Annotated in this window: 23 protein-coding genes; 11 read left to right on the forward strand and 12 right to left on the reverse strand. The window is 62.6% G+C overall.

From position 1 onward, the window contains the following. Positions 1–203 precede the first annotated feature (203 nt). The 3 genes from GR138_RS01535 (at position 204) to GR138_RS01545 (ending at position 4,052) form a co-directional block, all read left to right on the forward strand. Entirely contained in the window at positions 204–1,025 is an 822-nt protein-coding gene (locus tag GR138_RS01535) for a cyclase family protein (protein ID WP_160856847.1), read from the forward strand. A 49-nt stretch (positions 1,026–1,074) separates the two neighbouring features. Then, positions 1,075–1,488, forward strand: coding sequence for a carboxymuconolactone decarboxylase family protein (locus GR138_RS01540; protein WP_160856848.1), 414 nt, complete (start codon positions 1,075–1,077; stop codon positions 1,486–1,488). A 104-nt stretch (positions 1,489–1,592) separates the two neighbouring features. Further along, entirely contained in the window at positions 1,593–4,052 is a 2,460-nt protein-coding gene (locus tag GR138_RS01545; protein WP_160856849.1) for an ATP-dependent helicase, read from the forward strand. Positions 4,053–4,089: 37 nt separating this feature from the next. Here GR138_RS01545 and GR138_RS01550 read toward each other — a convergent pair whose 3' ends face one another. Further along, positions 4,090–5,793 (reverse strand): methyl-accepting chemotaxis protein, encoded by a 1,704-nt coding sequence (locus tag GR138_RS01550; RefSeq protein WP_246200284.1) that lies wholly within the window; start codon positions 5,791–5,793, stop codon positions 4,090–4,092. Between the two features lie 268 nt (positions 5,794–6,061). Here GR138_RS01550 and GR138_RS01555 point away from each other — a divergent pair, with 268 nt between their 5' ends. Then, positions 6,062–7,093, forward strand: a complete 1,032-nt coding sequence (locus tag GR138_RS01555; protein ID WP_160856851.1) for an alpha/beta hydrolase family protein — start codon at positions 6,062–6,064, stop codon at positions 7,091–7,093. Between the two features lie 22 nt (positions 7,094–7,115). Here GR138_RS01555 and GR138_RS01560 read toward each other — a convergent pair whose 3' ends face one another. The 4 genes from GR138_RS01560 to GR138_RS01575 all read right to left on the reverse strand — a co-directional run bounded on the left by GR138_RS01560 (position 7,116) and on the right by GR138_RS01575 (position 11,343). After that, positions 7,116–8,306, reverse strand: a complete 1,191-nt coding sequence (locus GR138_RS01560; RefSeq protein ID WP_160856852.1) for a tlde1 domain-containing protein — start codon at positions 8,304–8,306, stop codon at positions 7,116–7,118. A gap of 250 nt (positions 8,307–8,556) precedes the next feature. Beyond that, a complete protein-coding gene (locus GR138_RS01565; protein WP_246200251.1) occupies positions 8,557–9,975 on the reverse strand; it encodes an amidase in 1,419 nt (472 codons plus the stop codon). Between the two features lie 64 nt (positions 9,976–10,039). Next, on the reverse strand, positions 10,040–10,522 hold the full coding sequence (locus tag GR138_RS01570; protein ID WP_160856854.1) for an anthrone oxygenase family protein: 483 nt from the start codon (positions 10,520–10,522) through the stop codon (positions 10,040–10,042). A 2-nt stretch (positions 10,523–10,524) separates the two neighbouring features. Further along, positions 10,525–11,343 (reverse strand): Rossmann-fold NAD(P)-binding domain-containing protein, encoded by an 819-nt coding sequence (locus GR138_RS01575; RefSeq protein ID WP_160856855.1) that lies wholly within the window; start codon positions 11,341–11,343, stop codon positions 10,525–10,527. A 95-nt stretch (positions 11,344–11,438) separates the two neighbouring features. Here GR138_RS01575 and GR138_RS01580 point away from each other — a divergent pair, with 95 nt between their 5' ends. Next, a complete protein-coding gene (locus GR138_RS01580; RefSeq protein ID WP_160856856.1) occupies positions 11,439–12,047 on the forward strand; it encodes a TetR/AcrR family transcriptional regulator in 609 nt (202 codons plus the stop codon). Positions 12,048–12,065: 18 nt separating this feature from the next. Here GR138_RS01580 and GR138_RS01585 read toward each other — a convergent pair whose 3' ends face one another. Further along, positions 12,066–13,157: a hypothetical protein gene (locus GR138_RS01585; protein ID WP_160856857.1), complete on the reverse strand. Its 1,092-nt coding sequence runs from the start codon at positions 13,155–13,157 to the stop codon at positions 12,066–12,068. A gap of 184 nt (positions 13,158–13,341) precedes the next feature. Between GR138_RS01585 and GR138_RS01590 the strand changes: the two genes are divergently transcribed. The 3 genes from GR138_RS01590 (at position 13,342) to GR138_RS01600 (ending at position 15,831) form a co-directional block, all read left to right on the forward strand. Beyond that, on the forward strand, positions 13,342–14,133 hold the full coding sequence (locus tag GR138_RS01590) for a DUF1194 domain-containing protein (protein ID WP_160856858.1): 792 nt from the start codon (positions 13,342–13,344) through the stop codon (positions 14,131–14,133). A 98-nt stretch (positions 14,134–14,231) separates the two neighbouring features. Continuing rightward, positions 14,232–14,468, forward strand: a complete 237-nt coding sequence (locus tag GR138_RS01595) for a hypothetical protein (protein WP_160856859.1) — start codon at positions 14,232–14,234, stop codon at positions 14,466–14,468. A gap of 163 nt (positions 14,469–14,631) precedes the next feature. Continuing rightward, a complete protein-coding gene (locus GR138_RS01600; protein WP_160856860.1) occupies positions 14,632–15,831 on the forward strand; it encodes an aromatic ring-hydroxylating oxygenase subunit alpha in 1,200 nt (399 codons plus the stop codon). A 3-nt stretch (positions 15,832–15,834) separates the two neighbouring features. On the opposite strand, the gene GR138_RS01605 is transcribed toward GR138_RS01600, so the two are convergent. Next, positions 15,835–16,905 carry a D-alanyl-D-alanine carboxypeptidase family protein gene (locus GR138_RS01605; RefSeq protein WP_160856861.1) on the reverse strand — a complete coding sequence of 357 codons (1,071 nt, stop codon included), beginning with the start codon at positions 16,903–16,905 and terminating at the stop codon, positions 15,835–15,837. A gap of 203 nt (positions 16,906–17,108) precedes the next feature. Further along, positions 17,109–18,500, reverse strand: a complete 1,392-nt coding sequence (locus tag GR138_RS01610; protein ID WP_160857393.1) for an aminotransferase — start codon at positions 18,498–18,500, stop codon at positions 17,109–17,111. 291 nt (positions 18,501–18,791) lie between these two features. On the opposite strand from GR138_RS01610, the gene GR138_RS01615 reads away from it, so the two are divergent. From GR138_RS01615 to GR138_RS01625, 3 genes are read left to right on the forward strand one after another with little or no spacing between them, the layout of a single operon-like run. After that, the gene (locus tag GR138_RS01615) at positions 18,792–19,709 is read left to right on the forward strand and encodes an ABC transporter permease (RefSeq protein WP_160856862.1); all 918 of its coding nucleotides are present in this window, start codon (positions 18,792–18,794) and stop codon (positions 19,707–19,709) included. Then, on the forward strand, positions 19,706–20,530 hold the full coding sequence (locus GR138_RS01620) for an ABC transporter permease (RefSeq protein WP_160856863.1): 825 nt from the start codon (positions 19,706–19,708) through the stop codon (positions 20,528–20,530). Before GR138_RS01615 ends, GR138_RS01620 begins: the two co-directional genes overlap by 4 nt. Positions 20,531–20,554: 24 nt before the next feature. Continuing rightward, positions 20,555–21,649 (forward strand): ABC transporter ATP-binding protein, encoded by a 1,095-nt coding sequence (locus tag GR138_RS01625; protein ID WP_160857394.1) that lies wholly within the window; start codon positions 20,555–20,557, stop codon positions 21,647–21,649. An 8-nt stretch (positions 21,650–21,657) separates the two neighbouring features. Here the strand turns inward: GR138_RS01625 and GR138_RS01630 are convergent, their stop codons facing one another. The 4 genes from GR138_RS01630 to GR138_RS01645 all read right to left on the reverse strand — a co-directional run bounded on the left by GR138_RS01630 (position 21,658) and on the right by GR138_RS01645 (position 24,651). Then, entirely contained in the window at positions 21,658–21,909 is a 252-nt protein-coding gene (locus GR138_RS01630) for a DUF982 domain-containing protein (RefSeq protein WP_160856864.1), read from the reverse strand. Between the two features lie 104 nt (positions 21,910–22,013). Then, the gene (locus GR138_RS01635) at positions 22,014–23,096 is read right to left on the reverse strand and encodes an ABC transporter substrate-binding protein (RefSeq protein ID WP_160856865.1); all 1,083 of its coding nucleotides are present in this window, start codon (positions 23,094–23,096) and stop codon (positions 22,014–22,016) included. A 29-nt stretch (positions 23,097–23,125) separates the two neighbouring features. Beyond that, on the reverse strand, positions 23,126–23,791 hold the full coding sequence (locus GR138_RS01640) for a TetR family transcriptional regulator C-terminal domain-containing protein (protein WP_160857395.1): 666 nt from the start codon (positions 23,789–23,791) through the stop codon (positions 23,126–23,128). Between the two features lie 41 nt (positions 23,792–23,832). Beyond that, complete coding sequence (locus GR138_RS01645; protein ID WP_160856866.1) at positions 23,833–24,651, reverse strand: methyltransferase domain-containing protein; 819 nt, start codon at positions 24,649–24,651, stop codon at positions 23,833–23,835. Positions 24,652–24,755: the final 104 nt, after the last annotated feature.

Here is a 24,755-nt window from a genome sequence, read left to right on the forward strand (position 1 = left end):
GATCATTACCGAAATGTAAGATTGGCGGGCCGCTCTGTTACCGAAATGTAAGAAAACGTGGAGAAATCTTCTCTTCCCGCTCCTTTCGCGAGCATGGTCGTGACTGGACCATCCCTGCGCTTGTGGTACCGTTTCCATGGCCCGCGTGGCCAAGCCTATTTCAGTATTCTTTCATCAACGCATTGACCGACAGGGGGAAATCCATGTGTGACGTCTGCGTCATCGAATCCGTCAAGAACCGCATGCTTTCGAGAAGAAGCTTTTTCCGCGCCGCCGCCGCGGGGGCTGCAACCGTTGCCGCCGCAAGTTCGGGTGCACTAAGCCCGGCCTTGGCTCAGGCGCCCACGAAGGCGACAGACCTCACACACGAACTCTACGAAGAATTTCCGACCTTTTTCGGACAGCAGCAGTTCTGGCGCGAGCAGAAGTTCAATTACAAGGACCACAAGTTCAATCTGTTCGAACTGCGCGTCAACGAACACACCGGCACGCATCTCGATGCGCCGCTGCACTTTTCCGAAGACGGCAAGTCGGTTGCCGAAATCCCGGTCTCCGACCTCGTCGTGCCGCTCGCCATCATAGACATCCGCGCGAAGGCCGATGCCGATCCGGATGCGCAGCTGACGCCGGATGACATCAAGGCGTGGATTTCCGCCAATGGCGACCTGCCGGAAAAGGCCTGCGTGGCGCTCCTCTCCGGCTGGGGCAAGCACCTCGGCACGGACAAATTCCGCAATGCCGACGCCGAGGGCAAGATGCACTTTCCGGGCTTCCATGTCGAAGCCGTGCAGTATCTGGCGGAAAACTCGAGCGCCGTTGGCATCGCCGTCGATACGCTGTCGCTCGACTACGGCATCTCGCCGGACTTCGCCACGCACTATGCCTGGCTTGCCTCCGGTCATTGGGGACTTGAAGCTGCCGCCAATCTGGATGAGCTCCCGGCCAAGGGCGCGACACTCATCGTCGGCGCACCGAAGGTGCGGGGCGGCACGGGCGGCCCGTCCCGCGTCATCGCGCTGGTCTAAACGACATCGGCCGGCGGATTTTCCGCCGGCCTTTCCTCCAGGAGAAACCATGAGCACCGTCAAGCCCGCCGAAGACCTCGAAGCAGATCCGCGCGTCAAGGCGGTGTTCGACGACATCCGCACCACCCGCAAGTCGGATTTCGTCAACAATATGTGGCGCTACCTCGCCTTCGATCCGGCGCTTCTGGAGCGCACCTGGGCCGAGGTGAAGGCTGTCATGGCAACACCGTCCACACTCGATCCGCTGGTCAAGGAAATGCTCTACATCGCCGTCTCGGTGACAAACGGCTGCAGCTATTGCGTCCACTCCCACACCGCCGCCGCCAAGGCGAAGGGCATGACGGATGCGCAGTACGCCGAACTGCTCGCCGTCGTCTCGCTCGCCGGCAAGACGAACCAGCTTGCGACGGCCCTTCAACTGCCCGTGGACAATGTCTTCGATGCCGACCGTGCAAAGGCCTGAACGGGCGTCGCTTTCCACATTCTTTCGGGGTTTCCTTTCCTCGTAGGGAATAAAAGCAGAACAGAAAACTGGTCTTTCGAGCCCGAATCACTACATTGAGCCGCATGATCAGCGGTTACGACGACATTCCCTTCTTCGACGAAGACCCGCAGCTCGCCAGGAAACCCGCAGCGCCGGCGAAACCGGCCGGTGGCGGCATTGCTGCGCGCGCGATGGCGGCACGGGATTCCGGCCGGGCGCCGGACTATCTTTCCGGCCTCAATCCGGAGCAGCGCGAAGCGGTGGAGACGGTCGACGGCCCCGTTCTGGTGCTCGCCGGCGCCGGTACGGGCAAAACGCGCGTGCTGACGACGCGTATCGCCCATATTCTCGCCACCGGCCGCGCTTTCCCCAGCCAGTTGCTTGCCGTGACCTTCACCAACAAGGCCGCGCGCGAGATGAAGGAGCGCATCGGCCTCCTCGTCGGCGGCGCCGTCGAGGGCATGCCCTGGCTCGGCACGTTCCACTCCATCGGCGTGAAGCTGTTGCGCCGTCATGCCGAACTTGTCGGCCTGCGCTCGGATTTCTCGATCCTCGACACCGATGACGTGGTGCGCCTGATCAAGCAGATCCTCCAGGCCGAAGGCATCGACGACAAGCGCTGGCCGGCAAAACAGTTCGCCGGCATGATCGACGGCTGGAAGAACAAGGGCCTCGACCCGGCGCAGATCCCGGAGGGTGACGCCCGCGCCTTCGCCAATGGCAAGGGCCGCGAACTCTACAGCGCCTACCAGAATCGCCTGAAGACCCTGAACGCCTGCGACTTCGGCGACCTGCTCCTGCATCCGATCCGCCTGCTCCGCGCCAATCCGGACGTGCTGGCCGAATATCACCAGAAATTCCGCTATATCCTCGTCGACGAATACCAGGACACCAACACCGCCCAGTACATGTGGCTGCGCCTCCTGGCGCAACGCCCCAAGGGCACGCCGCAGAACGTCTGCTGCGTCGGTGACGACGACCAGTCGATCTATGGCTGGCGCGGCGCGGAAGTGGACAACATCCTGCGTTTCGAGAAGGATTTTCCGGGCGCGAAAGTCGTCAAGCTCGAGCGCAACTACCGCTCGACCGCCCATATTCTCGGCACCGCCGGCCACCTGATCGCGCACAACGAGGATCGTCTCGGCAAGACGCTCTTCACCGACCGCCACGATCCGGATGACGACAAGGTCGTGGTGCATGCGGCCTGGGATTCCGAAGAAGAAGCCCGCGCCGTCGGCGAGGAAATCGAGCAGCTCCAGCGCCAGAAACACAAGCTCAACGACATGGCGATCCTGGTGCGCGCCTCCTTCCAGATGCGCGAGTTCGAAGACCGCTTCGTCACGCTCGGCCTGAATTACCGCGTCATCGGCGGTCCGCGCTTCTATGAGCGGCTCGAAATCCGCGATGCCATGGCCTATCTGCGCCTTGTCAGCCAGCCGGCCGACGACCTCGCCTTCGAGCGTATCGTCAACACGCCGAAACGCGGCCTGGGCGACACGACGATCCGCAATCTGCACGACTATGCCCGCGCCCGCGACATACCGATGCTGGCCGCCGCCGCCGATATCATCGAGACCGACGAGTTGAAGCCGAAGGCGCGCAAGGCGCTGTTCGACGTCGTCACCGATTTCCGCCGCTGGCAATCGCTTCTGGAAACCATGCCGCATACCGAGCTTGCCGAGCAGATTCTCGACGAGAGCGGCTACACCGCCATGTGGCAGGCGGACAAATCGGCCGAAGCCCCGGGACGCCTTGAAAACCTGAAAGAACTCATCCGCTCGATGGAGGCCTTCGAGTCGCTGCGCGGCTTCCTGGATCACGTGTCGCTCGTCATGGATGCCGAGCAGAACGCAGACCTCGATGCCGTGTCGATCATGACGCTGCACTCGGCCAAGGGTCTCGAATTCGAAACGGTCTTCCTGCCCGGCTGGGAGGAAGGCCTGTTCCCGCACCAGCGCGCGCTTGACGAGGGCGGCCGCTCCGGTCTCGAAGAGGAACGCCGCCTCGCCTATGTCGGCATCACCCGCGCCAAACGGCGCTGCCACATCTGGTTCGTCTCGAACCGCCGCATCCACGGCCTCTGGCAATCGACGCTGCCATCGCGCTTCCTCGACGAATTGCCGGAAGCGCATGTCGAAGTGGCCGAGGTCGAGCAATCCTACGGTGGTTACGGCCGTGGCGGCTATGGTCAATCGCGCTTCGACAAGCAGGAGCCGTTCCAGAACAGCTATTCGACGCCTGGCTGGCGTCGTGCCCAGACGAACCGCACGGATGCGACCCGCGACAACTGGGGCTCCCGCTCCGGCCATGCGGTGGAACGCATCGGCTATGGTGAGTCCGGGCCGCGTTCGCGCACCATCGATGGCGAGCTGGTGGCAAAATCAACCACGACCGAGCCGTCGAGATTCTCCATCGGCGACCGCGTCTTTCACACCAAGTTCGGCAATGGCAATGTGGCGTCGATCGAGGGCAACAAGCTGACGATCGATTTCGACCGCGCCGGCCAAAAGCGCGTGCTGGACGGCTTCGTCGAAAAGGTCTGACGGGACCGCGAAAGCGGCCCCGTCGTCATCAAGGGTCTCAGGATGCCTTGCGCATCCCGCCGAGACGGACGGCGCGTTCCTCCGGCGTCCAGATTTCGCTTCCATCACGACGAAGGGCGCGGCGGTTGAGCTGGAAGCGGTTCACCAGCTCGCTCAGCGTTATCGCGCCTTCGGCAAGCGACTGGCTGGTGGTCGTGGTGTGCTCCACCATGGCAGCGTTTTCCTGCGTGATGCGATCCACGTCGCTCACGGCAGCACTGATTTCCTCCAGGCCACTCGCCTGCTCGGCAGCAGACGTCGCAATGGCGTCGACATTGTGGTCGATCTCTTCGACGAAACTGCCAATTTCACGCAATGCTCGACCGGTCTCGCCGACAAGGCGCACACCGTCCTGTACCTCGGCGCTGGAATTGGTGATCAGCGTCTTGATCTCGCGCGCGGCCTTGGCCGAGCGCTGCGCAAGCTCGCGCACCTCCTGAGCCACGACAGCAAAGCCACGCCCCGCCTCGCCCGCTCGTGCCGCCTCGACGCCGGCATTGAGCGCCAAGAGGTTGGTCTGGAAGGCGATTTCGTCGATGACGCCGATGATCTGGCTGATCTCGCTTGAGGCCGACTCGATCCGCTGCATGGCACTCACCGTGTCGTTCACGACATTGGCAGAGGTGTTGGCAGAGGCACGGGCATCCTGCACGAGCTTGCGGGTTTCCCGTGTGCGATCGGTCGAGGAGCGCACGGCGACGGTCGCCTGCGTCAGCGCCGCAGCCGTTTCTTCCAGCGCGACAGCCTGCCGGCGGGTTCGCTCGGAAAGATCTTCCGCTGCCTTGCGCATCTCCTGGCCGCTGCGGTTTTGCATATGCGTCTGGTCGAGCACCTGCGACAGGGTTTCCTGGAAGGCGCCGATCGAGTTGTTGAAGTCGCGGCGCAGCGGTTCGAATTCGGGCACGAACTGGTTATCGATCGTCATGCGGATATTGCATTCGGCAAGCCGGCCGAGGCCCGCGCCGATCTCCTCGATCGCCCGCACGCGCTGCGTCATGTCGGTGGCGAACTTCACCACCTTGAACACCTTGCCGTTGGCATCGAAGATCGGATTGTAGGAGGCCTGGATGTGGACCTTGCCGCCACCCTTGGCGATGCGGGTGAACTGGTCGGAAACAAAGTGGCCTTCGGCCAGTTGCTGCCAGAAGCGCTTGTATTCCGCACTCGCCACGTAGTCCGGCGCGCAGAACAGCGAATGGTGACGGCCGACGATCTCGGACAGGTCGTAGCCGAGCGCAGAGAGGAAGTTTTCGTTCGCCGTCAGGATGTCGCCTTTCGGCGTGAACTCGATAGTCGCCTGCGCGCGACCAAGTGCGGTGAGCTTGCCCTCGTCCTCCAGCACCTTCTGTTTCACAGCGGTGATATCGGTTGCGAATTTCACGATCTTGTAGGGCTTCCTGCCACGGAAGACGGGATTGTAGGACGCCTCGATCCAGATCTCACGGCCGCCCTTGGCGATACGCTTGTACTGGCGCTGGTCGAAGTGGCCTTCGGCAAGACGAGCCCAGAAAGCCGCATAGTTTGCAGAGCCTGCTTCTGCAGGTTCAACGAAGATGCGATGGTGCTGGCCAACAATCTCCCCCAGCTGGTAGCCGACGGCCTGCAGAAAATTCTCGTTGGCATGCAGGATCTTGCCTGTCAGGTCGAATTCGATGATCGCCTGCGAGCGGTTCATCGCGGCAAGCACGGCACGGGCATCCATTCCAAAATCGAAAGCGGTCACAGAAATCCCCAACATAAAGGCGGCTTTTCAAGCACACTGGAAGGCGTTGGCAAAATTTTCCCCAAATTTCTTAGAGATTTCTAAACCAAGCTATTCTTTCAAACGACATTCCAGAAAAATCCGCATACATGCCGATCAGGAGCCTGCGCAGGCTGTGGGAGAAGCCAAAAGCACAACTTATGAGATTGACGAAGCCGACAAGTCCGCCTTTCATACCGGATACTGACCAAAGGATCGGGGGGGCACGATGGTTCGGTTTCTGGAAATTCTCATCCTTGCCATTGTCATTCTCGTCCTGCCCGGGATCGCGGCGGCGAACATCCGGCAACTCGAAAGCTGCAAGCGCCCCATCATACCCGTCGACGATGTGTATGACGGAAAATGGGGTTTCAACGCCAATCTTGTCGCAACAGCGTTCGGCCCGTTCGCGGCGGCAAGTTTCGACGCTTATATGGACTACGAAAAGCAATTGTCGTTCCTCCCCGCCGACAAGCTTAAGCGCATCGGCTGGCACAGATTGCACTGGAACGCAGGAAGCCACCGGTTCAACGACGGGCTGACGGGACTGGTGTTCGACACCTATTACAAGAAAACGCGCCGCTGCACATTCGTCATCGTCGCGGTGCGCGGCACGGACGGACCGTCTCTACGCGATGCGTTCTCCAATGCCTATCTGATCACGCGCGCTCTGCCCGTACCCAATCAGTATCGCGCAATAAAAACGCAGTTCGCGAACGTGCGTGCGTTCGCTGAAAAAACCTTCGGCCGCGGGAAGGTCGTCTATGTCGCAACCGGCCACTCGCTTGGCGGTGGCCTCTCCATACAACTCGCGAAATGCTTCGATCGGGTGTCGGCCGTGGTGTTCGACAGTTCATTCGTCGAGGGCGACAGGTCCTGCCGGGGCTTCACCGGGACGACCGTGGTGGAAATTTACGACAAACACGAGATTCTCTCGCGCCTGCGCGCGTTCATGGGAAAATCGCGGGCCTCCCACGTCAACAATGCCAATCTCGCCACCTACGGGATAAATCCGTACGAACTCAAGGGTGGCCGCCCGATCGCCCAGCACGGGATTATCGGCATGGCGCTCGGTTTGCTACGTGCGCCGCTCGATTGCATGGCGAAGACCGCAAAGTGCGAGATCAAGGCCGCCTATAACGACCAGCGTTACGCCTACCAGCACATTCTCTTGTGTGACATCTATGCGAGGCGAACCGGAAAGGTCATCGCCTACGGGGATGTGTGCGTCGCGCCGAGGCCACTGGCCAGCAGACGATAGCGCCAACGCCCACCCGACGCCGTCAGGCGCCGGCCTTGCGGTAGAGGGCCGCGAGCCGTGTACGCGACGACGGCAGTTCCGGCACCACGACCATCATGGTGATGTGGCCACGCTTGAAGGCGTTCAGGAACGGTTCGTAGTTCTGGAAGGCGACGCAGCCGTGCGAGCCCTTCTGGCCACGCAGCAGATTGGTGTGCGTCAAAAGCCCCGTGCGGTTCTTCGGGTCGCGGCCGTCGATCGACGTCATGCGGATCGCCTCGACGCCGTGGAAGCGCCGTTCGCGCATTTTCAGGCGGTAGATGCCGGCCGGCGTCGGGCCCGTCATCTTGACGTGCTCATAGTCCGGATTGTCGCGCATCTTGCCGATGCCGGAATGGGCGCGCAGCTTCGTGCCGTCGGGCATGTAGACGGTCGCATTGGAGACGTCGTAGATCGCCACCTTCGTGCCCTTGCCCGGCCAACCCGTTGCGCTGCCCTTGCTCTTGAAGAAATCGTTGAAAAGTGAGCGCTCGGGCTTCGCAATGGCGACGTCTTCCTTGTCGTCCTGCTTGTCGCGCTTGGTACGGGCGACCGGCTTCTCTTCCACCGGCTTGCGCTCGATGGTGACGGTCTCAAGCGCAGGCTTGGCTTCCGGCAAGGGGATTTCGCTGAGGATACTCTCCTCTTCCGTCTCCGGCTTCTGCATGACGAGGCCGAAGGGCTGGATTTCCTTGCGAGCGGATTCGTCGGGAAGCAACGCCGTCACCATGGTGGGCTGGCCGGTAATCGCCTTTTCCTGCTCGACGGAGCGCTCGGCACGCGCAACGGCAGCCTCGATGAGGGCCGCCTTGGCCTTCTCCCGCTTGACGGCGGAGGCGAGCTGGATGGAAATCCGGCGCTGGTGCGCGATCTGGACCGCTTCGGCTGTCAGCTGCTTCTGGCGGCGTTCGCTTTCCGAAGGCTGGGAGAGCCGGGAGAATTTCGCGATCTTGATGGTGCGCTCGACACGCTCCCTCGCCGTCACCACGGACTTGTCGTGAAGGGAAGCGGCAATCGCCTTCTTACCTTCCGAAAGCGAGGATGCCGCTTCCTGCATCGCGCCGAGCGTCGAGACGATGGCCCAGGCGGATCCGGCGATGACGCCGCAGGCAAGCAATGCGCTGACAAGGATACCCCCGGAACGGACCCGACGGGATTTGGACGCGGAACGCGCGGACTCGTACACAGACGCCATGATACTCGTTACCCGAAACTCGTTACTCGACGCGGCCGCGGAGATGACACTCCGAGAGCCGTTACGCTGGCGGCGAGTGGCGCGACCTGCGCCGGACCTCTGCCGAACGAGCAAAGAATGACGAAATATGGTAAGCAATTCCTAAACGGCGCCTCGTGTTTTTGAAGGAGTCCGCCGGAAGGTCCTCAACATCCGGCAAGGCTGCCTGTCACGAGAATGCGGCGCTGGCGTGTCCGACCGCCTCGCCTCCCTAGAATTGGGGATGCCGGGCGAGCCAGTCTGTCGCCCTTTCGTAGCTTGCTGCCGCCGCGAGCACGTCTCGGTCGGCTCGTGCCCGGCCGATGATCTGGATACCCGCCGGCAACCCGTTCGTCCCGAAACCGGCCGGCATGGCGGCGACAGGAAGTCCCGCCAGCGTCGGCCCGATCACCACCTCCATCCAGCGGTGATAGGTATCCATCGCCCGCCCGTCGATGGCCTTCGGCCAGTCCAGCTCGGCGTCAAAGGGAAAGACCTGCGCCGAGGGCAGGATGAGGAAATCGTAGGTTTCGAAGAGCTCAGCGACATAGCGGTGCCAGTCGCTGCGGGCCAGCGAGGCGGCATAGACGTCCTTGGCGGAAAGCTGGTGGCCGTTCTCGATCTCCCAGATCATCTCCGGCTTCATGCGCGCCCGCCGTGCCGGATCGGCATAATCCGCCGCCTGACCGTTCGCGACGAGGAAGTGGCGAAGCGTGCGCCAGGTCTGCCACAGCCGCGCCATGTCGAAGCCGGGCGCAACCTCCTCGACCGTGCAGCCGAGCCCGCGGAAGACATCGAGCGAGGCGCGGCACAATTCCAGCACGCCGGGCTCGAAGGGCAGATAGCCGCCGAAATCGCCGAGCCAGCCGATGCGGACACCGGAAAGGTCGCGATGCGCATCCAGCGAAAGCGTTTCATCGGTCAACGACAGCGGATCGCGCGGATCGTGCCCCGCCTGCGTCGCGAACAATGCGGCGACATCGGCGACGGTTCGCCCCATCGGGCCGTTCACCGCGAGCTGGCCGAGGAAAAGCTCGTTGCCCAGCGATGGCACCCGGCCGAAGGACGGGCGGAAACCGACAACATTGTTGAAGCCGGCGGGATTGCGCAGCGATCCCATCATGTCGCTGCCATCGGCGACCGGCACCAGCCGTGCCGCAAGCGCTGCCGCTGCGCCACCAGAGGAACCACCGGCGCTCTTGCCCGTATCGTAGGGATTTCGGGTCACGCCGAAGACCGGGTTGTAGCTGTGCGAGCCGAGGCCCATTTCCGGCGCGTTGGTCTTGCCGATGATGATGGCGCCCGCCGCGCGGATGCGCTCGACATGAATGTCGTCATAGTCCGGCACGAAATCCGCATAGTTCGCCGAGCCGAAGGAGCAGAGGATACCCTTGGCCTCGGAGAGATCCTTCACCGCAAAAGGCATGCCGTGCAACCAGCCGCGATACTCCCCCGCCGCCAGTGCCCGGTCGGCTGCCTCCGCCTCGGCCAGCAATTCCTCTTCGGGACGAAGGCTGACAATGGCATTGATCTGTGGATTGATCGCCGCGATGCGGGAAAGGTAAGCCGCCATCACGCTGCGGCAGTCGAGCCGGCGTTCGGAAATGGCGGCGGAAAGGGCAAGGGCGGAAAGGGCGGTAATGTCCTGCAAGGTCGGCTCCGGCGTTCGTCTGACAGAAGAGCTAGCAGGCCCGACAGAATAGCGCCAGCCCGCCTCAAAGCCCCTGGCGGAAGGCCAGCGCGAAAAGCCCGACCGCGGCGAGCGAACCAAGCGTGCGCACATGGTTCCACATCGTCCAGACATCGAGATAGCGCTGCCAGAGGGCTGCCTGTTCGGCGCTGCCGGCGGGGGCTACGGCCAGCGCGTTGTTGAGCGGCACGTTGAAGACGATCGTGACGCCGATGACCGCGACGAGGAAGATGATACCGCCCGCCGCCGCCATCAGCCCGCCAGCCCCACCCTGCATGAAGCCGAGCACAGCCAGCACCAGCGACAGCAGCGCGCCGCCGAAGAAGGCAGAGAAGAACCAGGGGTTCTGAATGACGACATTGATGGCGTTCATCGCCGCCGCCCCCTCCGCCGGTGTCAGGCGCGCGAAGGCAGCCATGATGCAGACGGAGAAGATGAAGAACAGACCGGCATTCAGCGCCGTCGCGAGGATGGCGAGAAAGGTCAGGATGGGAAAGGCGCTTGCCATGATCAGGTCCTCCAGAAACGGGTTTCAGCAACGTCGCGGGCGAAATCTGCAAAATCGCGCGGCGGGCGGCCGAGCACACGCTCGATGTCACCGGTAAGCGTCTCGTTACGGCCGTCGAGCACCGAGCCGAACAGATAGGTGACGAGCCAGATGACATCCTCCGGCATCCGGGCCTCGCGCAGCGTGGCAGCATAGGCGTCGATCGTGACCGGCGTATAGGTCACCACGCGCCCGCCGGCCGCAGAAAATTCGGCAACCGCCTCACGGAAGGTCATCAGACGCGGGCCGGTCAATTCATAGGTCTTGCCGGCATGCCCCTCCTCCGTCAGCGCCGCCACAGCGACGTCGGCGATGTCGCGCGTATCGACAAAGGGTTCGCGCACGGTGCTGGAAGGCAACGTGAGGTCACCCGCAAGGATCGGCTCAGCAAACAGGCCTTCGCTGAAATTCTGGAAGAACCAGCTGCCGCGCAGGACCGTCCAGGCGATGCCGGCCTCCTTCATCGCTTCCTCGCTCACTTCCGCGGCATCCTCGCCACGGCCGGAAAGCAGCACGAGGCGCGTGACACCCGCTTTCGCGGCCAGGCGAGAGAGCCGGCGAATATCGTCGTCCGAGCCCGGCACGGCGAGGTCCGGCTGATAGGCGATGTAGACGGCCTCGACGCCCTCCAGTACCGCCGGCCAGCCGGAGGCGTCGCGCCAATCGAACGGGATCGCCGCCGAGCGCGAACCCATCCGCACCTCATGCCCCTTTTCGCGCAGCCGCTCGGCAATCGGTCGTCCCGTCTTGCCCTCGCCACCCAGAACCAGAATGCGTGTCATTTGCTTACCTCCAAAACATGAGTAATCCTCATGTTTGCAAAATGTGAGGAATCCTCGTATTTGTCAAGCAGATTTGAGTGGCCTTGGAGAAAGCGATGAACGACACACAGATGCGCCGCGCGCCGAGCCAGAAGCGCAGCCGCGAACGGGTGGACGCCATCCTTACCAATGCAACGCAGATCATTGCCGAAACGGGCAGCGATGCGCTGCGCATGAGCGAACTTGCCCAGCGCACGGGTATCTCGATCGGCTCGCTCTACCAGTATTTTCCGGACAAGAGCGCCGTGGTGCGGGCGCTGGCCGAACGCTGCAACGAGGACAGCCGCGCGTGCATCGCCGAAGGCCTCGCCACCGTGACCAGCATGGACGACCTCGCCACCGCCTTCGCCGCGCTGATCGACACCTACTACGCGATCTTCCTCGGCGAACCCGTCATTCGCGACATCTGGTCCGCCGTACAGGCGGACGGCGCATTGCGCGTCATGGAGGTGGAGGAAAGCCGTCGCAACGGCGCGCTGCTTGCCGATCGGTTGAAGGCACTGCAGCCGGCCGGCGATCCGCAGAAAATCGACGCAACGGCCCTGCTCGTCATGCATCTCGGCGAAGCGACGATGCGCCTTGCCGTCTCGGTCGCGCGGCCGGAGGGTGATGCACTGGTCGAAGCCTACAAGCGCATGGCGATCCGGCAATTGACGACGCCGTAGCGGACGCTTCGCCCGCAGCTAGCGTGGCTTTCGCCCTTTCAGAACCTCCGCCGCTTCAAGCAACGTGGCGAAGAGATAAGACATCTGGTCGCTGCGCGTTTCGCCATACCATATCTGCGGCACCATCACCCGAAACCGGGTTTCGAGCAGGTCGGCGAGCGCTTCGGTGTCGCCCATCCATTCCAGCGTGTCGGCATAGAGGTTCATTACGCTGGGTGCAGGAAAACGGTCGAGCAGGTCCTCGAAACCCTGTTTGACCAGGTCGGGATCGCACAACGTGTCGGCAAGCTCATGATCGCCGACATCGGTGTTCGCCTGCTGGATCAGCGCATAGAAGCCGAGGCCGAAACGGTCCTTCGTTCGCTCCGCGGCGCGGCGCGCAAAATCTTCGAGATCCTGCGCGTCACGGCCGAGCCAGCGCGGCATGATCATGCGGGCATGCGAGCGGCAAAGGTCTATGTTGTAGCGGTCGAGCAGCCAGGCCTGCTCGAAGCGCGCCTTGAATGTTTCGAAATCGCCCTCGTTGGCCGAGCGTCGATAGTCGCTGATCCGCCAGCTGAAATTCTCAGGATCGGCATGGCCGTCGAGCACGTCGTCGGCCTCCTTCAGCAAGGCCTCATAACCCTGCCATTGGTCGGCCCGCACATCGCGCCCCCAGCCGGTGCCACGCCGCACGAAGGCGGTGACGCGCAGGGCATCGGCATAGGTGGCGGCGGAAAAGGCCGAGGGGCTGCGATGGAAGAAATCCCGGAACGGTTTCAGCATGTCTTCATGCTCCGGCGCGGCCGCCTCATCATCCGGCAGCGCCATGAAGGGCTCGAGGAACCAGTCCTTGACGAGCAGATAGAGCGGCTTGCCGTTTTCCGCGATGATACCGCTTGCCCGTGCCGCCTCGAAAGCCCGCTGGTAGGCCTCGAAATCCCCCTTGCGCCAGGTCGCACGCATGCCATCCCGCTGCGGAATGAGGCTCGGCAACTCATCATGGAGATCGACCAGATAGAGGTCGTAGTCGCGGACCAATTGCTCTTCCGGGGAAAGCGGTGTCGCCGGTACGGCGCCCGCGCCGGAGATCCTGTTGCGAAACCGCGCGAAAATATCCTTGAAACCCATGTGACCCGTTCTCTGCCCGAAGCGGAAAGTCCTGTTCGACACCCGCAGCCGCGGGTCATGAGGCAACGGATGCGGCCCGCACGCTATTCGCCGGACATCACCGATTTTTGAAGACCGCATGCCCTTTTCAACCGTCCATCGTGCACCACTTATGGAATGGGTTGTGCACGGATGGGTGATGGTCATGCTGACGACGCTTACCTTGCTGATGAGCCTGACGGCGGGTGCCGAGATCGCCGCTGCTTCCGGAGAGGAGGTGGATGTCGAACTGGTGCTGGCAGTCGACGTCTCCGGCTCGATGGACCTCGAAGAAGCGCAGGTGCAGCGCGCCGGCTATGTGGACGCGTTGCGCCACCCCGATTTCGTAAATGCCGTGCGCGAGGGCCTGACCGGCCGCATCGCCATCAGCTATTTCGAATGGGCGGGCACGATTCAAGACAGTTCGCACCTGCCCTGGCAGATCATATCCGGCCCCGAGGAGGCCAATGCCTTCGCCGCACGGCTGGAGGCGCGCCCGATCGCCACGCGCCGCGGCACGTCGATCTCCGGGGCCATCGCCTATGGCGCAAAACTGTTCGATGCCAACAGCTATTCCGGCATGCGCCGCGTCATCGATGTTTCCGGCGACGGCCCCAATAATTTCGGCCCGCCGGTGACACCGGCACGGGATGCCGCGACCGCACTCGGCATCATCATCAACGGCCTCGCCATCATGATCCGCCCCTCGGCCGCCTACGGTTCGCTCGACGATTATTATTCCAACTGCGTCATCGGCGGACCCGGCGCCTTCGTGCTGCCGGTGCAGGAGCCCGAGGATTTCGCCATCGCTATCCGCCGCAAGCTGATCCTGGAAGTCTCCGGCGCCGAACCGCCCGCCCGCCTCATCCGCACCGCCGGAACCGACGCCGATTGTTTGATCGGCGAGAAACTGCGGCCGAGCAATATGGAGCGCTACTACCCCGAACTCGACCGGTAAGGCCTGTTCCACCCGAAACAGCGCCGCCCAGTCCCTCGTGCGACAGTGATCCTACGGATGAAATGGTTCATCCCTTCACTGGAAGAGAGGAGACTGAAATGCGCCAATTCCTCATGTCCGCCGTTGTCGCGACCATCGCAGCGGTATCCTTCGCAGCCCCGTCTCAGGCGAGCGGTTTCTACTTCGGCTTCGGTGGCGGCCACGGCTGGGGCGGCCATCACGGCGGCTATGTCAGCCACTATTACGGCCACCACCGCCATTGCTTCTGGAAGAAGATCAAGCGCTACGACCGGTGGGGCAACCTCATCGTCAAGCGTGTGAAGGTCTGCCGTTAAGCCCCGGCACCGCCGTGATTTTCCACCGGACATCCGGCCTGCCCCGGTCGCCCCGCGACCGGGGTTTTACCATTGCCGAAGCAGCGTTTTTTCTCAAGCTATTCCTTTTGCACGGAAATCGTGCTTATATTGAATGAACGTTCAGCAAAATAAGGGGAGCACCATGAACGAGATGATCCGCGATATCAGCGTTCCGAACGACTGGGACAGGAGCGGACTTCCGGGCTGGTGCTATCACAGCCCCGCCCTGCTGGAGCTCGAAAAGCAGCATGTCTTCCGCGAGCACTGGCAGATCGCCTGCCACGTCTCCGACATTCCCGAGCCCGGCAACTACCTCACCATGGATGTCGTCGGCGAACGCGCGCTCATTCTACGAGGACAGGATGGCGAGGTCCGTGCCTTCCACAATATCTGCCGCCATCGCGGCTCCCGCCTCGTCGCCGACGACAAGGGAACCTGCCGCAACGCGCTGGTCTGTCCCTTCCACGGCTGGGTCTACAATCTCGACGGCACGCTGCGCGGTGCCGCCCGCCCCCGCAGCTTCCCGCCGCTCGACAAGAATGAATTCGCGCTGAAATCGCTCGAATGCGAGATCTGGCAGGGTTTTGTCTTTGTCCGCTTTGCGCCCGGCCCGCAGCCCTCCGTCGCCGCGCTGATGAAACCCTTCGAGCAGGAGCTTTCCCATTACCGCTCCGAGGAGATGGCGCCGGCCGGCACGATCTGGACGCAGGAAACGCCGGTCAACTGGAAGTCGGTGCGCGACGTCGACAACGAGGGTTACCACGTCGCCATGGCCCATCCGGCTTTGCAGGACCTCTACGGCTCCACCTACTACGACGAGCCCTTCGTCAATGGACTTTGCCGCTCCTTCGCGACCTACAATCCCCATGCCGGTCGCCGTTGGAGCGTGCGCAACTATGTGAAGATATCGCCGGAGAACACGCACCTGCCAGAACAGCTGCGCAAGGCCTGGATCTATTTCGGCCTCTTCCCGAACTGCGTCATCGCGGTCACGCCGGAGACCGTGCAATTCTACCAGGAATTCCCGGTGGCTGTCGGCAGGACGATGCTGCGCGGCGGCATCTATCGCTACCGCGCGGAGGATCGTGCGCATCGTCTCGCCCGCTACCTCGCCTTCCGTATCGATCGCGATACCCAGGCCGAGGACGTGCAGCTCACCGTCTGGTCGAACGAGGCCATGACCTCAAACGCCTTTGCCGGCTTCTACCTCTCCGACCTCGAATATGGCGTGCGCACCCATCACGATCACCTGCGCAAGGTGCTGCCGGTGACGACTCTGAAGGACGCGCCAGAGGAAAAGGCGATGGCGGAAACCAATGCCGACCTGAAAAACCAGGGATAGGCTTTAGGAGGGCCGCGACTTCGGCAGCGGCACGTCTTCGAGAAGCTCGGTGGGCCAGGTGGCGATGGTGTGGACCTGTTCGGTTATCCGGTCCTTCAGATAGGTTTCCTGCCCCGGCAGGCCCATCGGATAAAGCGCATCGCGGCTGGCCTCATAGGCAGCACTCTTGTCGGTGCAGAGACGGATGCGCATGTCTTCCGGCGCCACGCCGGTTTGATTCTGCAGGCCCTCGACAGGCCCGGCACCGGTTGGCAGGCGGCCATCGAATGCCTGCGTCAGATACTGTGCAGAGCGCTCGTTGCGCTCGCGCTCCGTCGTCGCACCAAGCACGACCACCATCATGCGCCGTCCGTTGCGCGTCGCCAGCCCGACGATGTTTCGCCCCGACGCGCAGATGAAACCCGTCTTCATGCCGATCGTGCCGCTGAAGCGGGTCAGGAGCAGATTGTTGGACTTGATCTCCTTGCCATCGATCGTCACGGCAGACGCCTGGAAGAAGCGCCGGTATCCGGGAAATACCTGATCGACTTCCATGCCGAGGATCGCGAGATCGCGCGCGGTCGTATAATTCGTCTTGTCGAACAGGCCGTTCGGATTGGAATAATGGGTGCCGGTGAGGCCAAGGCGCGCCGCCGTCTTGTTCATCCGGGCAACGAAGGTTGCCTCGTCGGTCGCAACGGCTTCGGCAAGGGCGACGGCAACGTCATTGGCCGATGCGGTGATCACGGCATAGAGCGCGTCTTCGAGCGTCATCGTCCGCCCAAGCGTCAGGCCGGATTCCAGAAACGCCTGCTTTGTCGCATTGCGGGTCATCACTACCGGTGTCGACATGGTCACTTCACCGGCTTTCAGCGCCTCGAACACGACGAGCGCCGTCATCAGCTTGGTCGTGGAGGCCGGATACCAGGGCGCGCCGGCGTCTTCCTGGTAAAGCACCTGACGGCTGTCGGCATCGACGACGAGAACAGGCGTAGCATGGGCCGGTATCGCGGCGGCAAGCGGCGCCCACGCAAAAAGCGATGCGATAAGGGCCAGTCTCCTCCACGGCCGTCCTGCTGTTCTGTCTTTGCTCATGTCCATTCTCCGAAGAATGGTGCCCTAATGCCATCATGCGCCGCGTCTGCGCAAGCTTTTGCTGCGGCGACACGCTGGCGCAGACCGCCCGGCCGCCTCACGCCAACGGCGTAAATACAGGCGCATAAAAAGAGGCCCGCTTACGCGGGCCTCAACATGTTTGGACCGGGGAATGGTCGCTCCAAACAAGCCTTTTGAAAGACTTAGCCCCGCCAGAGCCCTTCCCGAACAAGGTCGTCCATGGTGAGTTCGATGCCGCGGCGCAGGATCGCCGTCATGTCGTCGATCTGTGCAAGCGAGATGGTGAGCGGTGGCGACATCACGCACATGTTAATGAGCGGGCGCACCAGGAGGCCGAGTTCCTGGCAATGTTTGTCGATGCGCTTGCCGACTTCGAGGTCGAGCGTCAAAGGGTTGTTGCTGGCGCGGTCGGCAACGCATTCCACGCAGGCCATCAGCCCGAGGCCGCGCACCTCGCCGACCAGCGGCAGATCCTCCAGCGCCTTCAGGCCTCTCTGGAAGTGGTCAGACACCGCCCGCGTGTGCTCGAGAAGCCCGCCTTCGAGAATATCGAGGTTCTTCAGCGCCACGGCGCAGCCGACTGGATGGCTGGAATAGGTGAGCCCATGCGCGAACATGGCTTCCGAGTGGTTCGAGCGGCGTAGCTCCTCGAAAAGCCGTCCGGCGATCATCACGCCGCCGAGCGGAAAATAACCCGACGTGACGCCCTTGGCGAAGGTGATCATGTCCGGCTCGATGTCGAACACATCCTTCGAGGCGAAGACATGGCCGAGCCGCCCGAAGGCCGTCACCACCTCGTCGGCGATGAACAGGATGTCGTTGGCACGGCAGAGCGCGTGCATGCGTTTCAGGTAACCGGGCGGCGGCACGATGACACCGCCGGAAGCCATGATCGGCTCGGCGATAAAGGCGCCGAGCCTGTCCGCGCCCCTCTCCTCGATGACCTGCCGGAACTCCTCGACGAGGAAATCGCAGAAGGCCTCGACGCTCATGCCCTCCGGCCGGCGGAAGGGGTTCGGGCAGGAAAGCTTCACCACGAGGTCGGACGCGCTGTCCATCCAGTCATGATCGCGCGGCCGGCCGTTGAGCGAGGCGGATAGATAGGTCGAGCCGTGATAGCCGCCCTGCCGGGACACGATCAGCTTCTTCTCCGGCCGCCCCTTCACATTGTTGGCGAATTGCATGAAGCGCAGCGCCGTCTCAACCGCCGAAGAACCGCCTGTCGTGTAGAAGACATGATCGACACCGTCAGGTGCATGCTCCGCCAATCGCGCCGAAAGCACCGCAGAGGGCGTGTTCGTCGTGTACCAGGGCGAATTGTAGGAAAGCTCCATGGCCTGCGATGCCATGACGTCGGCCAGTTCCTTGTTGCGATGGCCGGCATTGACGCACCACATGCCGGCAGGGCCGTCGATCAGTTTCCGGCCGGCAGCATCGGTCACATAGATGCCCTCCCCGGATTCGATCCGCCCACGCGCCTCCGCACCGATGGAGCCGGAAACCGGCCAGGGCTGCACCAGATGGCGCTCGGCAAGCCGGGTGACCTCGTCGCCGGCCGGCTCTTCGGGACGCATGCCTTCGTTCGCCGTCTTCGGAATTGCCGCCATCTCCCGCTCCATTGATTATTAACCAAAGAAAATCTGCGATCAACAATATGAAAGATTTTACATTTCCCGATCATATTGAATGTTCGTTCAATCAATATTGCAGAAACAGGGCTTGATTTCAACGGGGATTTGGGCGCATGTTGCTGCCAGGGAACACGAGAGGCCCCGACAGCGGCCCTCCTCAAGCCGAAAAGGCGCACACATGGGAATGGGAAGCCTCACACTCTATGAATGTTGCCACGACCGGAGTTCTGCCCGATGACGGCGGCGGCGTTCGGCGCGGTTGCTGAAACGCCCTCTCCGCCCAGGCGCCGGGCCTGGATGCGGAGCGAAGAGGCCCGCGGCCTCGCCATGGTATCGCCGACCTTCCTCTACGCGCTGGCGCTGCTTTTTCTCCCGGTCCTCATCGTCATCGCCTACAGTTTCTGGACACAGAACTATCTCGACATCGACCGCACCTTCACGCTGGAAAACTACCGACAGGCCCTCACCGAGCCGATCTACCGCGACCTCTTCGTCCGCTCTCTGTGGATATCCTTGACGGTCAGCATCGTCACCGTCGTCTTCTCCTACCCCGTCGCCTGGTTTATTTCCTTCCATGGCGGCGTGCACAAGAACCTCTGGCTCTTTCTCGTCACCGTGCCCTGCTGGACGAGCTACCTGCTGCGCGTCATGTCGTGGAAGATCATTCTCGGTTATGGCGGCGTCATGAACACCGGCCTCATCTCGATGGGCCTCATCGACAAGCCGGTCACCTCGCTGCTCTACAATTCCAATGCCGTCGTCATCACGCTGGTGCACAGTTGGGCGGCCTTCGCCATCCTGCCGATCTATGTGTCTCTGCAGAAGGTCGACCGCACCCTGATCGAAGCGGCGCGCGACCTTGGCGACAGCCGCGTGCGCGCCTTCTTCCGCGTCACCCTGCCGTTGTCGCTGCCGGGCGTCATCTCGGCCTTCCTGATCGTGATGATCCCGACGGTCGGCGACTACGTGACGCCGCGCCTCGTCGGCGGCAAGGACGGCGTGATGATCGCCACCGCCATCCAGGCGCAGTTCGGCAAGGGCGCGAACTGGCCGCTGGGCGCGGCTCTCTCGGTCACCACGATGATCCTCGTGTCGCTCGCAGCAGCAGCCGTGGTTCTCGCCCTGAAATTCACCGTGCGGAGGATCAAATGACCCTCTTCACGCAGCGGCTGCGCTTCATTCCCTGGCTGCCGGTCTATGTCGCGGTCTATTTCCTGTTCCTCTACCTGCCGATCCTGCTGTTGCCGGTCTTCTCCTTCAACAACGCGGCGACCACCACTTTCCCGCTCGCCGGCTTCACGACTAAGTGGTACGGCACGCTTGCCGGCAATTCGGTGATGATGGAGGCTGCTTGGAACAGCCTGATCGTCGGCATCTCGGTCTCGCTGCTGTCGACCATCCTCGGCATCTGTGCTGCCCGCGCGATCACGCGTTACCGTTTTCGCGGCCAGCGCGCGGCAACGGGCTTCATCATGGCGCCGCTTTTCCTGCCGGAAATCATCGTCGCCGTCTCGCTTCTGATGATCGTGCTGGCAATGGGCGTCGAACTGTCGCTCTTCACCGTCATCCTTGGCCAGACGGTGTTCTGCGTGCCCTATGCCATGTCGGTGCTGGTCTCCGGCTTCGAGGGCTTCGACCGCAGCCTGGAGGAAGCCTCCTACGATCTCGGCGAAACCGCCATCGGCACCTTCCGGCGCGTGACGCTGCCAGTGGTGGCGCCCGCCATCGTCTCCAGCCTGCTCGTCACCTTCACCATCTCGCTCGACGAATTCATCCTCGCCTTCTTCCTCTCCGGCACCGAACCGACGCTGCCGGTCTACATCTGGGGCCAGCTGCGCTTTGCCGCCAAACTGCCGGGCGTGCTGGCGCTCGGCACCATCATGCTCGTCGCCTCCATCCTCATGCTGACCCTCGCCGAAATCCTGCGCCGCCGCACGGAACGCCGCACGCAGATGGCGCACATGCTGCCCTAGGAGCCATCCATGTCCGACCGCGCGATGATCCAGATCGAAAAGGTGTCGAAATTCTACGGCATCTACATGGCGCTCGACGACGTGTCGCTGTCGATCGGCGAAGGCGAGTTCTTCTCGCTGCTCGGCCCGTCCGGCTGCGGCAAGACCACACTGCTGCGCTCGATCGCCGGCTTCGAAACACCGACGGCCGGCGAAATCTACATCGACGGCGTGCCGTCGCTGGCGCTGCCGCCGAACAAGCGGCCGACCAACATGGTGTTCCAGAGCTACGCCATCTTCCCGCATCTCGACGTGGCGGAAAACGTCGCCTACGGCCTGAAGCGGCTCAAGCTTTCACCCGAGGAAGAGAAGAAGCGCGTCGGCGATGCGCTCGATATGGTGCGCCTGTCAGGCCTCGGCCAGCGCAAGGCGCATGAACTCTCCGGCGGCCAGCGCCAGCGCGTGGCGCTCGCCCGTGCCCTCGTCATGCGCCCAAAGGTGCTGCTGCTCGACGAGCCGCTTTCCGCGCTCGACAAGAAGCTGCGCGAGGAAATGCAGGTGGAACTGCGCACGCTTCAAAAGGCCGTCGGCATCACCTTTATCCTCGTCACGCACGACCAGTACGAGGCCCTGGCGCTTTCCGACCGCATCGCCGTCATGTTCGGTGGCCGCATCGCCCAGATCGCCAGCCCCAAGGAAATCTACCAGCGCCCGCGCACCCGCAAGGTCGCGGACTTTCTCGGCGGCATGAACTTTTTGAACGCCAAGGTGCTCGGCGAACAGGCCAATGCGGTCTCCGTCGATGCCGCCCGCTTTGGCGCCGTCAATCTCGTCAAGCCGCAGGGCTTTGCCGCCGCCAGCGGCCACGTCACCGTCGGCATCCGCCCGGAACGCCTGCGCCTCCTCTGGGACGACGACCGTGCTCCGCACGAACTCACCGGCCGCATCGAGAACCGTGCCTATTTCGGCGAGGTCACCCACCTGACGGTCGGCATCGATGGGCTGGAACAGCCGCTCTCCATGGTCGAGACGAACAATTTTGGCGCGGACGACCTGCCTGTCGGCGCAGAAATCCGCCTCGCCTACGATCCGGATGCCTTCGTGCTTCTGGCGGAGGATCCGCCGGTTTCGCGGGTGTAATCGAAAGTCTACTTTTCGCGCACGAAAACGTCAGCCTCGACGGCGGCGGCGATGAAGGCGTTTCGCGCCTCGGACGGAGGCTTCTTGCCGTCAAGTACGGCTGCGCAGGTCTTTCGCGCCGCCTTGAGTTGCCGCCCCTTCTGGAGAGGCCAGTCGTTCACCAGCGCCCGCACCGCCTCCTGCGTGCTGACTATCGTTCTGTACTGGCCAAGATTCGGCGTCTCGAAGGTGATCGGTTTACTCCAGCGTTTCGGGTCCATGACACAATACCTCACGCGATACTGAACCGGACTCAACGCAAAACGCTCGCGGGTCGTTCCGCGAGCGGGAAACATGGATCCATGGCAGGGGCGAACAAAAGCCCTCAATAGCCCGATTTGATCTTCTCGAACTCGGCGATCATCTTCTGCCGAAGATCGGTCGGAATCGGTGCCTGGAACAGCGTGTTGGCGACGAAGGCGTCGACATCCGCATAGCCCTTGTCCTGGAGAATTTTCGGATCGACGGCGGCCATGCCCTTGGCGTTGGAATGGCCATATCCCCAACTCTCGACCATGTAGGCGGCGACGGCAGGGTCGGTGACGGCGTTCAGATAGTCATAGGCAAGATCGGGGCTGCCTTCGGCCCCCTTGAGCCGCGAGTAGCCGCAAACCCAGGTGGATAGCCCCTCCTTCGTGTCCTTCTTGATAGCGACCGGCTGGCTTTCCGCCTGCAACGTGGTCGCGGTCTCGTTCCAGGCCCAGGCGAGATCGACTTCGCCACTGGCGAGCGCCTGACTGAGATCCGTATTGTCGGTCCAGTAAAGCCGCACGTTCTTGTGCACCTCGCGCAGGAAGGCGGAAGCCTCCTGGAACTGCGCGTCCGTCATCGCCGTCAAGTCCTTGAGGCCGATGGCGAGGCCCGCCAGCGCATAGGCATCGTCGACATTGTCGCCGATCGACACGCGGTCCTTGAACTTCGGATCGGCGAAGGCTTTCAACGAGGCGATTTCTTCCGGCTTCACCGTATCCGTGCGGTAGGTGAGTACCGTGTTACCCCACTCGAAAGGAAGGAACCATGCGGTGCCGTCTTCCGACGTCATCAGATTCTTCATCGCCTTGAAATTGGGCAGCATGTCGTTCCAGGATGTCAGCTTCGACGTATCCAGCGGCTCCAACAGCCCAGCCTCGCGCCATTTCACGATGCTCTGCGCGCAGGGATGGGCGATATCGGCCTTGAAGCCGGACCGCAGCTTCTGGAACGCCTCTTCCTCGTCACCGAAGAAGGAGAAGTCCGGCGAGCCGCCGTGTTTTTCCGTATACTTGGGGTGGAAAGCGGGATCCTCGTAACCGGACCAGTCGAAGACGGTGAGCGTATCGGCGGCGAAGGCGGGAAGCGTGGTTCCGAGGGCGAGGAAGGCGGCCAATGCCGCTGTGGTGTGCCGCCTGGCCGTGTTTGTCGTCTTCATGCCGTGCTCCTTCCCCGTTTTCGGGTTCCCTATTGTGATTTTGGTCCTTGCAAAGTCAGATGGTTGGGGAAAACCGCGACGACGAAGGCGATCGCCGCCTCCAGCGCTTTTTCCCGCGTCGTGCCGTCACCCATCATCAGGCGCAGCCAAAGGCCTTCCAGCATGGCGCAAAGCGACAGCGCCATCGGCTCCGGCTCATAGGCATAGTTGCCCTCCGCCTTCAGTTCGGCGCAGAGCGCAATCACGGTTTCCTGGTATTTGACGTCGCGCGCGCCGCACAGCGCCTGGTAGGTCGGCCGCGATTTCGCCTCGCCCCAGAAGGCGCACCAGGCGGCAAGCTTGCGCTTGGTGCAGATCTTACGGTCGAAATCGGCATGCACGACGGCCCATATTCGGCTCGCCACGCTTGGCCCGGCTTTCTCCAGCGCCGAATTCCAGTGATCGCCATACTCTTCCGACATGAATTGCAGCGTGGCGATGAGCAGGTTTTCCTTGCTCTCGAAATGGAAGTTGACGATGCCGCGCGACAGGCCGGCGCCATCCGCCACGTCGGCGAGCGTCGTGTCGGAATAACCGCGCTTGGCAAGCGAATCGATCGTCGCCTCGATGAGCTGCTGCCGCCGCGTTTCCTTGGAGGCCTTGCGGCCCCGCTTCTCGCCGTCGCCCGAGCCCTGTTCAGCCCCGCCTGCCCGCATCTTCACCGTCACCTTGCCTTTGGGATTTTTCATGAGCACGGTCACAGGCGTTCTCCCGCGGCCGGCTTGTTTGCGCGCAGATGAGTGGGACAATGCTCCCCGCTGTCAAGAACCTTCTGCATGGCGGTCCAGGTGCGGATGTTCTTCTCCACATAGGCCGCGCCGACAGCCGCGACAGCCTCGTCATGGAGCGGACCTTTCAGGCGTGCCAGCTCGCCGCGCGCCACTTCGCGATACCAGCCGTTGCGGCTCTCGGCGGTGCAATCGACAAAGCCTGCCGCCGCCATGGCCCGCAGGTAACGGCGGGAGGATGCCATGCCGAAACTCAGGCCCTCGGCGGCGATGTAATCTTTCATATCGGGGCTCGGCTCACCGTCATGGCCGATCAGCCAGTCGGATGCAGCGAAGACGCCGCCGGGTTTCAACACACGGAAGAGTTCGGCAAAGAGCGCCTGCTTGTCCGACACATGGATCATCGCATCCTTGGAAAACACGACGTCGAATTGCTCATCGGCAAACGGCAGGCGTCCGGGCGGGCTCGACACGAACTGCGCGATGGAGGAAAGCCCCGCCGCAACGGCGGCCGCCCGCGCCCGGTCGATCACCGGCTGCTCGACATCGTAGCCGACGATGTCCGCCGACCTGTAGGTCTTTGCGATATGGAGCGTAATGCCGCCGGCGCCGCAGCCGAAATCGAGAACACGCTTCCCGCCAAGATCGACCCCTGCCAGCACACGATCGACCTCTGCCGGCCCGCCGGGCGAAAGATAGCCCTCGCCCCACAACACGCCGAGGAAGCGGATCGCCGCCTCGTCATATTCCGGCTCTGCCGCCGCGCCGTCCTCGTCTGTTGCCACCATGGCAATCCCTGCTCCAGCGGCCACAGAACCGGCGCGCTTGTCCATAGGTCGAAATTCTAGCGCATAATCAGGCGATTGCAAGATACTTGCTGAATGATCATTCA

Source organism: Shinella kummerowiae, from assembly GCF_009827055.1.
Lineage (GTDB): Bacteria > Pseudomonadota > Alphaproteobacteria > Rhizobiales > Rhizobiaceae > Shinella > Shinella kummerowiae.

Excerpts from the sequence above, each read along its gene's own strand:
- GR138_RS01535 (WP_160856847.1), top strand. The coding sequence starts at position 204 with ATGTGTGACGTCTGCGTCATCGAATCCGTCAAGAACCGCATGCTTTCG.
- GR138_RS01540 (WP_160856848.1), top strand. The coding sequence starts at position 1,075 with ATGAGCACCGTCAAGCCCGCCGAAGACCTCGAAGCAGATCCGCGCGTC.
- GR138_RS01545 (WP_160856849.1), top strand. The coding sequence starts at position 1,593 with ATGATCAGCGGTTACGACGACATTCCCTTCTTCGACGAAGACCCGCAG.
- GR138_RS01550 (WP_246200284.1), bottom strand. The coding sequence starts at position 5,793 with ATGGATGCCCGTGCCGTGCTTGCCGCGATGAACCGCTCGCAGGCGATC.
- GR138_RS01555 (WP_160856851.1), top strand. The coding sequence starts at position 6,062 with ATGGTTCGGTTTCTGGAAATTCTCATCCTTGCCATTGTCATTCTCGTC.
- GR138_RS01560 (WP_160856852.1), bottom strand. The coding sequence starts at position 8,306 with ATGGCGTCTGTGTACGAGTCCGCGCGTTCCGCGTCCAAATCCCGTCGG.
- GR138_RS01570 (WP_160856854.1), bottom strand. The coding sequence starts at position 10,522 with ATGGCAAGCGCCTTTCCCATCCTGACCTTTCTCGCCATCCTCGCGACG.
- GR138_RS01575 (WP_160856855.1), bottom strand. The coding sequence starts at position 11,343 with ATGACACGCATTCTGGTTCTGGGTGGCGAGGGCAAGACGGGACGACCG.
- GR138_RS01580 (WP_160856856.1), top strand. The coding sequence starts at position 11,439 with ATGAACGACACACAGATGCGCCGCGCGCCGAGCCAGAAGCGCAGCCGC.
- GR138_RS01585 (WP_160856857.1), bottom strand. The coding sequence starts at position 13,157 with ATGGGTTTCAAGGATATTTTCGCGCGGTTTCGCAACAGGATCTCCGGC.
- GR138_RS01590 (WP_160856858.1), top strand. The coding sequence starts at position 13,342 with ATGCTGACGACGCTTACCTTGCTGATGAGCCTGACGGCGGGTGCCGAG.
- GR138_RS01595 (WP_160856859.1), top strand. The coding sequence starts at position 14,232 with ATGCGCCAATTCCTCATGTCCGCCGTTGTCGCGACCATCGCAGCGGTA.
- GR138_RS01600 (WP_160856860.1), top strand. The coding sequence starts at position 14,632 with ATGAACGAGATGATCCGCGATATCAGCGTTCCGAACGACTGGGACAGG.
- GR138_RS01605 (WP_160856861.1), bottom strand. The coding sequence starts at position 16,905 with ATGAGCAAAGACAGAACAGCAGGACGGCCGTGGAGGAGACTGGCCCTT.
- GR138_RS01610 (WP_160857393.1), bottom strand. The coding sequence starts at position 18,500 with ATGCGTCCCGAAGAGCCGGCCGGCGACGAGGTCACCCGGCTTGCCGAG.
- GR138_RS01615 (WP_160856862.1), top strand. The coding sequence starts at position 18,792 with ATGACGGCGGCGGCGTTCGGCGCGGTTGCTGAAACGCCCTCTCCGCCC.
- GR138_RS01620 (WP_160856863.1), top strand. The coding sequence starts at position 19,706 with ATGACCCTCTTCACGCAGCGGCTGCGCTTCATTCCCTGGCTGCCGGTC.
- GR138_RS01625 (WP_160857394.1), top strand. The coding sequence starts at position 20,555 with ATGATCCAGATCGAAAAGGTGTCGAAATTCTACGGCATCTACATGGCG.
- GR138_RS01630 (WP_160856864.1), bottom strand. The coding sequence starts at position 21,909 with ATGGACCCGAAACGCTGGAGTAAACCGATCACCTTCGAGACGCCGAAT.
- GR138_RS01635 (WP_160856865.1), bottom strand. The coding sequence starts at position 23,096 with ATGAAGACGACAAACACGGCCAGGCGGCACACCACAGCGGCATTGGCC.
- GR138_RS01640 (WP_160857395.1), bottom strand. The coding sequence starts at position 23,791 with ATGCGGGCAGGCGGGGCTGAACAGGGCTCGGGCGACGGCGAGAAGCGG.
- GR138_RS01645 (WP_160856866.1), bottom strand. The coding sequence starts at position 24,651 with ATGGTGGCAACAGACGAGGACGGCGCGGCGGCAGAGCCGGAATATGAC.